Annotated in this window: 16 protein-coding genes and 1 pseudogene; 2 read left to right on the top strand and 15 right to left on the bottom strand. The window is 32.5% G+C overall.

What is annotated here, in order from left to right:
• Window positions 1-529 precede the first annotated feature (529 nt).
• The 15 genes and pseudogenes from SOLCA_RS05560 to SOLCA_RS22165 form a co-directional block, all read right to left on the bottom strand.
• Window positions 530-1,381 carry a hypothetical protein gene (locus SOLCA_RS05560; RefSeq protein WP_014679473.1) on the bottom strand — a complete coding sequence of 284 codons (852 nt, stop codon included), beginning with the start codon at window positions 1,379-1,381 and terminating at the stop codon, window positions 530-532.
• A 4-nt stretch (window positions 1,382-1,385) separates the two neighbouring features.
• A complete protein-coding gene (locus SOLCA_RS05555) occupies window positions 1,386-2,225 on the bottom strand; it encodes a hypothetical protein (protein WP_014679472.1) in 840 nt (279 codons plus the stop codon).
• Between the two features lie 187 nt (window positions 2,226-2,412).
• Window positions 2,413-3,297 (bottom strand): hypothetical protein, encoded by an 885-nt coding sequence (locus tag SOLCA_RS05550; protein WP_014679471.1) that lies wholly within the window; start codon window positions 3,295-3,297, stop codon window positions 2,413-2,415.
• Window positions 3,298-3,313: 16 nt separating this feature from the next.
• Complete coding sequence (locus tag SOLCA_RS05545) at window positions 3,314-3,919, bottom strand: hypothetical protein (protein WP_014679470.1); 606 nt, start codon at window positions 3,917-3,919, stop codon at window positions 3,314-3,316.
• 45 nt (window positions 3,920-3,964) lie between these two features.
• A complete protein-coding gene (locus SOLCA_RS05540) occupies window positions 3,965-4,828 on the bottom strand; it encodes a hypothetical protein (RefSeq protein WP_014679469.1) in 864 nt (287 codons plus the stop codon).
• 19 nt (window positions 4,829-4,847) lie between these two features.
• Complete coding sequence (locus SOLCA_RS05535) at window positions 4,848-5,750, bottom strand: hypothetical protein (protein ID WP_014679468.1); 903 nt, start codon at window positions 5,748-5,750, stop codon at window positions 4,848-4,850.
• Window positions 5,751-5,754: 4 nt separating this feature from the next.
• Window positions 5,755-6,609, bottom strand: coding sequence for a hypothetical protein (locus tag SOLCA_RS05530; RefSeq protein WP_014679467.1), 855 nt, complete (start codon window positions 6,607-6,609; stop codon window positions 5,755-5,757).
• Between the two features lie 395 nt (window positions 6,610-7,004).
• The gene (locus SOLCA_RS05525) at window positions 7,005-8,735 is read right to left on the bottom strand and encodes an AAA family ATPase (protein WP_014679466.1); all 1,731 of its coding nucleotides are present in this window, start codon (window positions 8,733-8,735) and stop codon (window positions 7,005-7,007) included.
• Between the two features lie 33 nt (window positions 8,736-8,768).
• On the bottom strand, window positions 8,769-8,960 hold the full coding sequence (locus tag SOLCA_RS23590) for a hypothetical protein (protein WP_245536754.1): 192 nt from the start codon (window positions 8,958-8,960) through the stop codon (window positions 8,769-8,771).
• Between the two features lie 27 nt (window positions 8,961-8,987).
• Window positions 8,988-9,104, bottom strand: a pseudogene (locus SOLCA_RS23915) (helix-turn-helix domain-containing protein); the annotation flags it as partial.
• Window positions 9,105-9,159: 55 nt separating this feature from the next.
• Entirely contained in the window at window positions 9,160-9,954 is a 795-nt protein-coding gene (locus SOLCA_RS05520) for a hypothetical protein (protein ID WP_014679465.1), read from the bottom strand.
• Between the two features lie 2 nt (window positions 9,955-9,956).
• The gene (locus tag SOLCA_RS05515; protein WP_014679464.1) at window positions 9,957-10,208 is read right to left on the bottom strand and encodes an SHOCT domain-containing protein; all 252 of its coding nucleotides are present in this window, start codon (window positions 10,206-10,208) and stop codon (window positions 9,957-9,959) included.
• Window positions 10,208-10,498 (bottom strand): PH domain-containing protein, encoded by a 291-nt coding sequence (locus tag SOLCA_RS22170; RefSeq protein ID WP_014679463.1) that lies wholly within the window; start codon window positions 10,496-10,498, stop codon window positions 10,208-10,210. The genes SOLCA_RS05515 and SOLCA_RS22170 overlap by 1 nt, the downstream gene beginning before the upstream one ends.
• A gap of 49 nt (window positions 10,499-10,547) precedes the next feature.
• A complete protein-coding gene (locus SOLCA_RS05510) occupies window positions 10,548-10,931 on the bottom strand; it encodes a hypothetical protein (protein WP_014679462.1) in 384 nt (127 codons plus the stop codon).
• A 29-nt stretch (window positions 10,932-10,960) separates the two neighbouring features.
• Window positions 10,961-11,698, bottom strand: coding sequence for a S24 family peptidase (locus SOLCA_RS22165; protein ID WP_014679461.1), 738 nt, complete (start codon window positions 11,696-11,698; stop codon window positions 10,961-10,963).
• Window positions 11,699-11,815: 117 nt separating this feature from the next.
• Between SOLCA_RS22165 and SOLCA_RS05500 the strand changes: the two genes are divergently transcribed.
• Together SOLCA_RS05500 and SOLCA_RS23425 are read left to right on the top strand one after the other, a co-directional pair.
• A complete protein-coding gene (locus tag SOLCA_RS05500) occupies window positions 11,816-12,037 on the top strand; it encodes a hypothetical protein (RefSeq protein ID WP_014679460.1) in 222 nt (73 codons plus the stop codon).
• Window positions 12,038-12,068: 31 nt separating this feature from the next.
• The gene (locus SOLCA_RS23425) at window positions 12,069-12,434 is read left to right on the top strand and encodes an ISAon1 family transposase N-terminal region protein (RefSeq protein WP_042479065.1); all 366 of its coding nucleotides are present in this window, start codon (window positions 12,069-12,071) and stop codon (window positions 12,432-12,434) included.

Here is a 12,434-nt window from a genome sequence, read left to right as displayed (position 1 = left end):
AGAACATAACCTATGCTTATTATAACTCGTTGTAAATCATCAAAACAAACTAATAAGCAAAAAATGTATACAATACTGACTCAATTAGTATACAACCTACTGACTACAAGATTGAAATAATCGTCCTAAAAAGAATTAACAATCCACCTAATTTTAAACGTTGTTCCTACAAATTTTCTTGAAGTAGTGGCGACTCTATTGATCACAAACAACTCACTGTCAATGCTTAATAATAAATAAACAAAGTTAAATCGAGCTAAGAAAAAGAGCTATTAATCTGGAGAAAGGTTGATAGTGGAGCAAAAGTTGAAATTCTGGCAAAAAGGTTGATAATAACAGATAACTCCCGATTGATAATAGACCAATTGGTGAAGCATAGTTTAGTTAACAATAACCTGGATTGTTAAAGATCTGAAGGTTCAAAAATATTAAAGACGGTTTGGTTTAATTGTTTGAAGGCCCTGCACCCCGCAGGGCTTTTCATTTTATATCTTTTAGTGAAATCCAACTTGAAAAAATCTTACAGCTTTTACTCACTTACTTTTTGATAAAATATTTTATACTGATTCCTATAAGTTAGATCATACATATCACTTCTTTCTACCTCTAACCTATTAAAGAACACAGGGTAATTTGCATTATTATATTGAAAATCAGTATAATCATAATCATATTGAGTTAATAAATAATTGCGAGTTACCGCGGAGAAATTGTTCTGCGTAGGAAAAACCTTTAATTCTGAAATGTCGAGATAAAACAAAAGTTCTTTATTATTTATGTCCTTTGCCCAGTTATTTTTACTGTTACTTAACAAAGAATATCTGTCTGCATATGGCTTGTCATTAGAGTAAGTAGAAGTCAATGCCTTAGGGAGGCTAACATCCTCATAAAGAAAATAACGCGTTTTATATTCTAAACCACTGAAGTAGAATCTTTCCAAAACAGTCAGGGTGTCACTGTCAGAGGAATTAAAAATTAAATCAAAATTATTGGCACTTGGGATAATAGAGCTATAAAAAGAGCATTTATCAAGTTTTCCGTTTTTATTGGTTATTATTAAATATCCGTAATTATAATAATCTATACGTTGAAGTTCATTACTGCTGTTATAATGAAATTTGATAGAGGCTTTACTTCTGCTTGAAGTTATGCAAGAAATATTGCCTTTGTTGTCATGGTATTTGATACGAAATGTATCAACAACAGGAATAGTATAATCTAAACTGCTGTCAACTATCATCACGGGTAAATACCGTTCCTTTTTACATTTACAATCCTTTTCTTTTTTTGCTGCCAATTCAGCGTCAGTTTCACCTATATCTTTCTGACATCCAATGAAAGAAAAACATAGAATTAGTAGGTAGAGCGTGTGTGTTTTCATAGTTTTAGTTGTTTACTTTCTCATAATAAATCTTAAATTGATCGTTAAAATATTGCTCATCAATATCGGTTGCTATTACTAATAGACGATTAAAGAAGACTGGATAATTTGCATCGTTATATTGAAAATTAGAATAGGTAGACTGCTTATAAAATATAAAATCATATCGTTGCAACTCAGAAATATTATTTTGGGTAGGGAAAATGTATAATCCAGAGATGCTGATATAAAATAAAAGTTCTTTATTATTTACGTCTTTTGCCCAGTTATTTTTATTGTTACTCACTATATTATAAGCATATTCTGATGAGCTGTAGGTGTAACTAAAGGTCAATGCTTGGGGAAGATTAACATCAGTATAAAGAAAATACCGCGGTTTATATTCCGTATCGTCATCATACCTTTCCAAAACAGTCAATGTATCACTTTCAGAGGAATTAAAAATTAAATCAAAATAAGGGGTCGAGGGACTATCTGATCTATAATAAGAACATTTATCTAGTTTTCCATCTTTATTAGTAATTAAAAAGTACCCGTCATCATAATAATCCACTCTTTGAAGTTCGTTATTGTTGTTATAATGAAATTTAATAGCACCTTTTCTTTGGCTGGAGGTTACACATGAAATATTGCCTTTTTTGTCATGATATTTGATTCGAACAGTATCCGTTGCAAGAAAGTCTAAACTCTTTTCAAGTATCATTACGGGTAAATAACGCTCCTTTTTACATTTACAGTTTTTGTCTTTTTTAGCTGTTAGATCAACTTCATTTTCGGCTATATCTTTCTGACATCCGGTGACAGCAAGACATAGAATTAGTAGATAGAGCGCATAATTTTTCATTTCGAGTAGATTAAAGAAAATGTTATAGAATAAATAGATAGACGAACTCTTAGCTTTAATTCATTAATTAGCAACTACTTAAATATAATGATTTTGTAATTGGTTTAATTCTCAGATTTATATTAAACCAACCTTCCAAGGTGATATGACAGAATAGAGTCTGCAGTTAAAGAGCGCTTTCATAAGATTATTTAATAATTACCTTTTCGTACTTGACTTTAGTAGTAAATGAAACATCCTGATGCTCTCCACTAGAATAGATATCCCCATAATAATAAAGAATATCTTCATAAAAGGATCGTGTTGGGTAATCTGCCTCATTATAATCTGCACTAATTAAACGGATAGTTTCAGCCATACTAGTCCAGTTAGATTCACCGGAGTAATAGTCACTATTAAGCACTTCTTTTTTTATTGGCAGAAACGATTGTCTTAAACCAATTACAAATAACAATTCCTTGTTTTTAATGTCTTTGGCCCAATAATTTTTATTTGAATACTCAATTCCGGTACTACTCTCACCTACAGTCCAGTGTACTAATTCAGCCGGATCATCAGGATTTTTATACTCAAAGTTGTAAATCGTAGTCAAAGTGGTAGCATTCTTAATTTCTTTTAATACGTCCTTATTCCAAATGAAAATCCATTCGTTAGTTACAGCATTATCGTTTGAATACCTGGTACATTTGTAAATTTTATCTGCCTTATATTCAACTAATATGGTAAAGTAGATTTTATTCTTATAATAGCATTCCACTTTTGAAACCTCTTTTTTCTTATTATAGAAGAAGTAATATTGTATGGCGGAATCTATACGCCACCTATAATCGATATCATAATTCTTGATTGAACTTAAGTTACCGTATTTATCACAATACTTAAAAACCGTACTATCATGAGTGGCGTCGCCTGTTAGAGGGTCTCTTATTAGGGTAACAGGTAAATACAGCACCTTACACTTACAACCCTTGTCTTTCTTAGCTGTTAGATCAGCATCAGGTTCACCTATATCTTTCTGGCATCCAATGACAGCGAGACATAGCATTAGTAGATAGAGAGCATAATTTTTCATAGGGATAGTTATATTATTATTTGACAATTATTTTTTCATAGAATGTTTTTGTAATGTAATTGTATTTATAATAATCCCATCCATCACCCTCCCAACGATGGGAAATCTCCTTAACTGTACGAACAGGATAGTTATGTTCATTGTATGCTGCCTCGAGTACACGAATTGTATCATAATTATCATCTATGGAGCGTCTGAAAGATTCTCTATAATTGATTTCCTTTTGCGAGGGAATTATTTGATCAAAGTCAACATTTCCTGAAGGGTCAGAGAATATCAAAAAATACAATTCCTTATTCCTGATATCTTTCGCCCAGTAGTTTTTCTCGTTTGTATTATACAAAACATTAATAGTAGACCATGGATGTATTACATTCCAACTGGTTAGCTGGTTGGGTTCTTTAGGTTTAAGATATTGATATTTCTGCAGGGAACTATAACTCGGCCCCAAAATATTTGTTTCACTAACCTCACTTAATGCATCTTTATTCCAATTTAAAGTCCATTCAAGCTGAAACTTACGTCCCCCACTCACCCATTCATACTTAGTACATTTATAAATTCTATTATTTTGGTAGGTGATTAAATATTCATATCGCAAATAGCCATCATAGTTTTTCATAGAGTTTGTGGTTATTAAGATTTCATATTTAATTACTCTTTGCCTTTACTTCTTTACAACCTTTCTGTAGGTTATTGATTTTTCGAAAGTCATAGTATATTCATCAACCAATTCATGAATTTCTACTTCTTCCCGGTAAAATATTGGGTAGCCGGCTTCATTATATTCTTTATCAATGTATCGAATAAAATGAGTATAGGGCTCCGTAGTTTGTGCATTATAATAAACTGAAGAAGAAATATCTTTGTGTGTAGGCAAGTAATATGGACGGTACTCTAAGCCGGTTAAAAATGCTAACTCTAATTCTTCGATATCCTTAGCGAAATAATTCTTATCATTATTTATAAAGGTCTCACTTTGAGATGAATAGGCTCCAGCATACATGCGATAGGATTTGATAGAGTTATCCGGGTAATAAGTAAGTGAAACAGTATCCTCAATAGTGGTGTTATCGCGAGAACTACTATATTTCCTATAAATATGTTTTAGTTTATCCTTATCTCTTACTACTTTATAATCAATTCTGTCAATAGTAAGTTCATCATACAAGGAATACCAATATTTTGCAGTCTTATAACTGGAAATTTGGTTATTTGTATAATAAAAGTCCCATTCTTGATCCAAATTATATTTCAATAAATCCCAATACTCCCAACGTACAGGCCGATTAAATTTGTTATAAATCTTAATTATTCGACCTTGATTTATTAGATACTTCTTACCTCCATTGTCTAAAGGGACTATCACTGTGTCATACTTTGGCTCACCCATGAATGGAATGTACAACACCTTACATTTGCAGTGATTATCTTTCTTGATTGTTAAATCAGCCTCATTTTCACCTATATCTTTCTGGCATCCAATGACAGCGAGACATAGCATTAGTAGATAGAGAGCATAGTTTTTCATTGTGAGTAGATTTTAGTGATTAATGCAATGGGACTTTTTTGTACTTAATCTTTATGGTTTGCTTTATCCACGGAAAGTCGTCTCTACCTGTATGAGTTTCGTTAATTTCTATTGGATAACAAGCATCATTGTACTTATTATCATACTGATAAACTTCTGTTCTTTGAGGTGGTGTACTGGGATATGTATTGTCAATGATAGCTACAACTTTAGTTATATCAAATTCACTTGGAATTGCCATGAACGGTACCCGATATTGTAAAATCTCCTTGTTGTTAATATTTTTAGCCCAATAGTTTTTTCCATTGGAGGTGTAATACCTATCACCCCAAGAAGTTTCATACGCCCACTCATAACCCGGTGTCTTTTCTGTTTTAACTGATTTAATAGTATCCTGATCATATTCAAACAGTAACTTCCCCAAAAAATTATAAAAAGACGAACTAAGTTTATTACCATTCCAGGTAAATGTCCAAGTACCATCACTTGAAGGAGTATTTTGATTATCCCAACTAAATTCTTCCCGCGTATCAATCTGATTGTTTATAAAAGTAAACTTTGAAATGGTGCTGAGTTCGTTAGGTCCCGTATTAAGAACTATAACCGTATCTAACAAGCCATTTTTATATTTAAATAATGTTGTATCCTTCTTACCATCCGGATAAGTTAAAATAATCGACCTTAGATCTCCTTGATCATTTTCATAAGTAAATTTATAATGCTCAACACCATAGGTTAATGTGTCTCCATATCTTACATACCTTTCAGTAACATTGAGTTCTTCCGGTAAAAAAAGCACATCCTTACATTTACAGCATTTGTTTTCCTTTACTTTTGATTGAATTTCATCTTCACCTATATCTTTCTGACATCCAATGACAGCGAAACATAGCATTAGCAGATAGAGAGCGTAAGTTTTCATAGTTTTAGTGATTAGAATTAACTTTCTTATAGGTAATATTAACATCTGTACTATACTCCCTTGTTCCCGAGATATCACTCTCATAGACTATCTTTTTAAGAAAATATGATGGATAGCCGGATGGATTATAGATGGTGTTGTGATAAGATTCTCCTATACTTTCTGGTTCGGTTGTACGATGATCACTTATAAAAAGATTTGTTATGTCATTTTCAACTGAAAATATCCAAGGTGTATCTCTTACACCGGTTAGGAACAGCAACTCTTTGCTTTTAATATCATTTGCCCAATACTTGTTAGCATTAGTGGTAAAACTAAAAATTAAGCGCGCTTTGTCATAGTTATTGCGTCCACCAACGAAGTAACGATCCAGCACATTGTTTGCATCATAATGAAACCATGCAGTATCATTGAATATTCCATTATGATCATATTTGATATATATCTCGCTTAATCGTCCATTTTGTCGCTTTATTTTATAATCTACTACGTAGTTACCGACATAGCCGATTTCAGTAAAAGCACATGCTTTTTTGTTACTATAAGAAAACCTATATTCTGCATACAATTGATTTATAAAATAGTATTTAATGTTATCAACCTCTTTATTTCCATTGTACGTAAACCTCCATTCATCTCGCCCCCAAATTATTCGGTCTAAATTGCCTAAATCATCCTTGTAATAAAAAGATATAGAATCCGATCTCTGTTTATAAACTAATGGCAGGTAGCGTTCCTTTTTACATTTACAATCTTTGTCTTTTTTAGTTGTTAGATCAGCATCAGGTTCACCTATGTCTTTCTGGCATCCAATGGCAGCAAGACATAGAATTAATAGATAGAGAGTATAGTTTTTCATTGTGAATAGATTTTTAAAGAAAACGTAATTGAATAAATAGATAGACTAATTCTTTTTTATATTTAAAACATTAAATTACAGCTACTTAAAGATAATAATTATTTCTTAACATATTCCCTAATAAGATGTTTTGGTATCCTCTTGGTGACTCCAAACAAAAAAGCAGTCCCGGTTTAACCGGGACTGCTTTTTTTATTTTCCAGTGTGGAAGTCAGAATCCCTTCTTCCGCACCTATTCAAAAGAAAAACCCTTTTTTTGATACCATTAAGGCATATTTACTTTTGGATTTTTCACTATTTATTCAATTTGTGTCCAACTTGTGTCCGTTTTATTAAAATGAATCCTAGATTTTAAACTTGATTAGCAAGTCTTCCATCATTTTTTTTATGACTAATTATGTCTGAAGCGTCTTGGTAGCAGCTACTGCAACTGGCCAAATTTGCCTTGAAATTTGGCTTAATTCATTTACTTCTAAAAATTGTGAACCTACTATCAAATCCTTTTGGTTTCTGCCCTGAAAAAAATTATTGCTAAATACTTTATAAACTGCTTTTCCATGTCTAAATTTTAGTTTATCAGCATTATAATCGGTTAGACAAGTTGTTGCAATTTCACCAGCATTTAATCTCTTTCCACCCGAATATTGCTCTTGCAAACCCTTATTTGTCATGTAATTAACAAATGACTCAATAGATTTAGTTGAGCAGTGATCGGTCGCTTCATCTATAAATCTATTTATTTCTTCAATTGATAGATCTGGATATAAGGTCTGTATATGCCTTGCATCTAAAAAATGTGATTCAATATCTGTTCCAACTGTAAGAAAAAGCTTTAAATTAGCTTTTGTCGCTTTATCTATTAGTTTTTGACAATCATCATCTGAAAGATAGTCCCTGTCTCTGTGAATCAGAACTGTTGTCCCAGGTGCTTTAGACTTAATAAAAGCAGCAAGAACTATGGCTGTGTCAATTTTTGAACATCCGTCATATGCCCAGATCTGCGTTTCCTCAAGAAGAAAATTATTTGATTTTAATATCGCTTTAAGTTTATTTGTCTTTGTATCCTCCGTCAACACAACACATTTGAGATTCCCATTATTAAGAATATCACCTTTATCCAATGCTCCTATTTCGAGCAATACCTTAATAAAATCATATGGATGATTATTAATTGCTCCATTTGAGATCCAATTAACAGTTGCATATTCCTTAAAAGCATCTAGTAAATGTCGAGAATGTGTACTTATGATAATTTGAACTTTAAGTATTGAAGATATTTCGTTAAGTTTTTCTGCCAACACACGTTGATTACTGGGATGTAAATGACTATCAGGTTCATCTAAAATGAGTAATTTAGGCTTATACAAATGGATGTATGCTAAAGTTTGTATTATCTGTAAGACCCCTGTGCCAAAAGCATCGATAGGAATATCTTTTTCATCTCGTTTTATTGAGGCATTTAAATATTCATCTTTCAATTTATCAAAAGTAATCGAGATCGAGAGATCTGGAAAAATATCATTAAAATCTTTTAGAAAGGAAGCCCATTTTATTTCATTCTGTTTTAAAAGCCACAAAATATTCCGAAAAACATTATTTGCATCTCCTTTGGCTGCCATTCTTCTTACTATACCTTCGCTTCTTAATTCCTCAAATGGTGGTATGCCAGATAAACCTGGAACATATATTGAATATGGGTTATCTAAGTCTCGAATTTGTTGCCCTAAAACCTGACCTTCAATCGTAGTATGTAAGTTCTTATTCCTTCCTTTTCTCAAAAAGAAGGTTGCTCTATTTTGTGTATCCTTTTCGATAAACGTAACTTTTATCGCTTTACCTTCATTTTGCGATAAGGTTCCACCATGGCCAAGTGAGTAGATATCTCTAATAGGTGTATATATAATTTGATTCGCAGTCAATGAGGTTGACAACTTACCAAATTTCCATCTAGCTTCCTTGAATTCATCTAATGAGGTTGTTTGAGCAATAGAGACTGCAAATTGAATACTTTGAAGAATGGAACTCTTGCCAGCATTATTAGCCCCTATAAGAATATTAATATTAGATAGAGGCAACTCAACCTTAGAAATATTCTTAAATCTTTCAATAATTATTTTTTCAATCATTACGGTTTCAGGGAATAATAAATAGGTAAATGTTTATTTCTGTTTTGCATAAAAATCAGCATATAGCTTTTTAAGAATAAGTTCAAGGTTCTTTACTTTAGCTTCTAGCACTACATGCTTTGCTTCTAATTCTGTAATATCTGTTATAAGTCCTTTTTTGTTCTTCTTTTCTTCCATGGTTACTTTCATTCTTCCCTTCACATCAAAGAACCACTCATAACTCATATCTCTATGTTGATGAAGGTATTGAACTACATCTAGAGGTACTAATAAACTTCCATTCTCATACTTAGAAACTTGAGATTTATTTTTCCCTATAAGTTCTCCTAACTCTGCAAGAGAAAGCTCTTTTTTGGTTCGAAAGAGTTTAAGTCTATTGCCTCATTCGTTGTTCATATTATTAAATTAGTAAAAATAGTCTAAGCTATTTCTTAACCAGCCCTAAAATTGTACTGATTTTTTTCTGTGCTTCAGCAATCTTTTCTTGTTTTTTTAACGTATCAACCTTCTCATCCAAAATTAACTCTATCCCAACTCTAAGAGAATCGAAATGTTTAAGGCAATCCTCTTCACTTAATTCATGAACACCCAAACTTAAAATTGAATACAAGCTCTTATTTGTTACTAAAAAATCGGGAAGATAATCCTTCAATAAGTTTATCTTATCATCCATTCTCCCTCTTTGATAGGGCCCCTCGATTGAAGGATCTTTAGCTTTAGCCTCACCATAAGCCTCATTAATTAAATACTCAAAAATTCTCCTTAAATACACAAAAGAACCTATACCAACCCCATTCGCCGCCAGCCCTATTGCCTTTGTAAACTCTTTCAATCTCTCTTTTGAAAGAACTTTTGAATATTGTTTCACTTCATGAATATGAAAATCTGCAATAGATGGATACTGGCCAGTTTTCATCAACTCTCCTTTTTCAGGATTCCAAAAAATACTAAAAAAGAAAAGAGCTCCTGTTCTTTTACAAGCTACTATCGTTGTAAAATGCCCACCAAAGTCCAATAAGTCCATATGTGATTTTAATGTCAATACTGACTGATAAATTTCAAACGTCGAATCTCTTTTCTCATTTGGATCATAGCCTTCAAAACAATCCATAAATCCTTTGATTAATTTATCGACAAAATCATATCTATTGGTAATTATAATAGGTTGGTAAATTGGTAAATCAAAAAAGAAGTATGATGGGTCTATTTCTTCAGTCATTGTTATTGATTCAAAAGTTTGCTTTTTTGCTGAATGAACTCTTCTTCGGTTAAAACGCCTTTTTCTTTTAGTTCAAATAGCTTTTCAATCTTAGACAAGTTATCTTCAGGTTGAATATTTGTTGTATTTGATGGAGTGTTAAAACCGTGGATTCCATTTTGAATTACATCAACAACTTTTTGAGCAAGTGCTTTATCCGCTGTTTCTACTGTTGATTCATTATTTGATGTTGTAATGGTTATGGTAGACATCATTAGTCCTTTCCTAAAGGAGGCTGATGATATTTACTTATTGGCGTTTCTTCTTTCGTAACAGTTCCTATAAAACTCTTTCTAAAAAAAATAACCCGTTTGTCAGTAACTATTACAAGGCCCTGCCCTGCAACATTACGGCCATGAATTTCTTTCAGATTTCCTTCAAGTAAGCCTAATAATTGCTCATCTGCTTTAAGCAAATTAGGCAATTCTTTCATTTCAGATTTTGTACTAAATGGTTTGTGCCCAAACGACTTTGAGAATTCGTCAATTCTTTCTGATGTCCACATAATTTTAGGTAGTTAGTATGTTTATAAAATTGTTTTACATAAATATCACTTAACGCATATTCGTCACTGGTACTACATTCTTATCAATTGAATTCTCAATTAACTCAAAGTTCAATAATTGCCACTCTTCAACGACAAATTTTAGTCTGCAGTCATAATTTGCTCTAAGCATTGCTCCAAACGAATTTTGAGAATCAACATAAGAGTTTATCACAAATACACTATCACCTAAATACTGAATTTTCGAATAAGATGTATCCATAGGAAAATCAGCAGTAGAAGGTGCATTCAACCTGTTCGAGCAAAAGTTCTGGGACACAATAAATGCCTGTAATCTCATGTCTTCAACTCTAGTTTCTTCCTGCACCTCTTTACAGCACGAAACGAACAAAGTAGGTACTAATACAATTGCAGTAAGTAGATTTTTTTTCACAGTTTTTGGTTGCGTAAATTGAATTTCTGTTAACGCGGATTGGTCACTGACACTACATTAAATATTTGCGACACTTCCTCAAGTTTTATATCAAAATCCGGATAGATGTTTTTATCCGGACTTAATGATTTACATGTTATTATTCCAGCATCAACATCGTGGGCAATAATGCGTTTAATTAAAATACGTTCTTTATGCACGATGATGTAATCTTTAAATTTATGGATGTGAAATCTGCTTGTCCACAAGCTTTGTTGTATTTCACGCCCCGTAACAATATCCCCTTCTGTTATAGATTCTTTAGAGCCATCATCCATACTATTCCCAATTACACTAAAGGCGGTAAATCTCTGATCATTTAACTGATTTACAACTAATGCATGTTTTGGCAATTCAGACAAATATTTCTCATCAGTGAATTTTTGAGGATAAGTTTTATGCTCTGATCCTTCTATTAACGGAATAATCACCAAGTACTGGTTATTTCCAATATTAATAAATGTATTTCCTTTATCTACAAGCTCTATGTTATATGTCTTCTGAGTACTATTTAATGTACTTGAAATAATACCAAAGATTTTCTCTTCAGTTTCGTTATATGTAGTTAATATTTTATTGACGGTAGAACGTTCAAGCTCGTTACTTTCAAACCATTGATAAAGGCTTTGTCTTGATATTTTTAAGTCCTTTGCAGCTTTGGTTTTCGGTATGCGATTTCTTTCCAGATACCTTTTAAATTTTTCTCCCTGATACACAATGTTTTTCAAAAATATGTAAGTACATTATTGACAGTGTAAATATTATACTTACATTTGTATTAGCAATTATTTAGAAGCAGGTAATATACTACATCCCTACCTAAGTACAAATATTATCCACCAGTTATGAAAGACAAACTAACCTCAGAAATCCCTCAAGTAAAGCTAAGCGTAGAGTACAACATCCTTGAGAAAAATATTTTGCTACCCAAAATTTCAATTGAAGCTATTGGAGTAAATGCGATTAACAAAAATGAAATCGACACAATAGTTAAGCACCTGGATGATTTTTCGGAATTTATTAAAACTAAACTGGAACAGGAACAAAAGTTGTGGAGTTTAGGCTAAAAGCTGATTTTTGTGGATCAAAAAAAGAATAATGCACGATTCCTTTCAAGCCCTTCTTCACTTGGTTATTCCCGAAGGTGTTTCAGATTATTTCAAACTGGTTGACCATAAAACGCAGGCCAACTCCATTCATATTTACCTGGAAGAACTCAATAGTATTCCCCTGGAGTACCAGTCCAACCGGCTGCAATCCAAAGGTTTTTTCGATGAAGTGATTTTACAGGATTTTCCCCTCCGTGGCCGGGAGGTGTTCTTGCACGTGAAGCGTCGCCGATGGCTGAATTTAGATAGCAATAAAGTGGTTTTCCGTAACTGGGAGGTAGTGGCCAAGGGAACGCGAATCACCCAGGATTTTGCCGCTTTTTTAAAAGCTATCAGCCGATACCAAGGCACATAG

This window comes from Solitalea canadensis DSM 3403 (assembly GCF_000242635.2).
GTDB classification, from domain to species: domain Bacteria; phylum Bacteroidota; class Bacteroidia; order Sphingobacteriales; family Sphingobacteriaceae; genus Solitalea; species Solitalea canadensis.
Note: the sequence above shows the minus strand (reverse complement) of the source record. Positions and strands in the feature narration are given on the sequence as shown.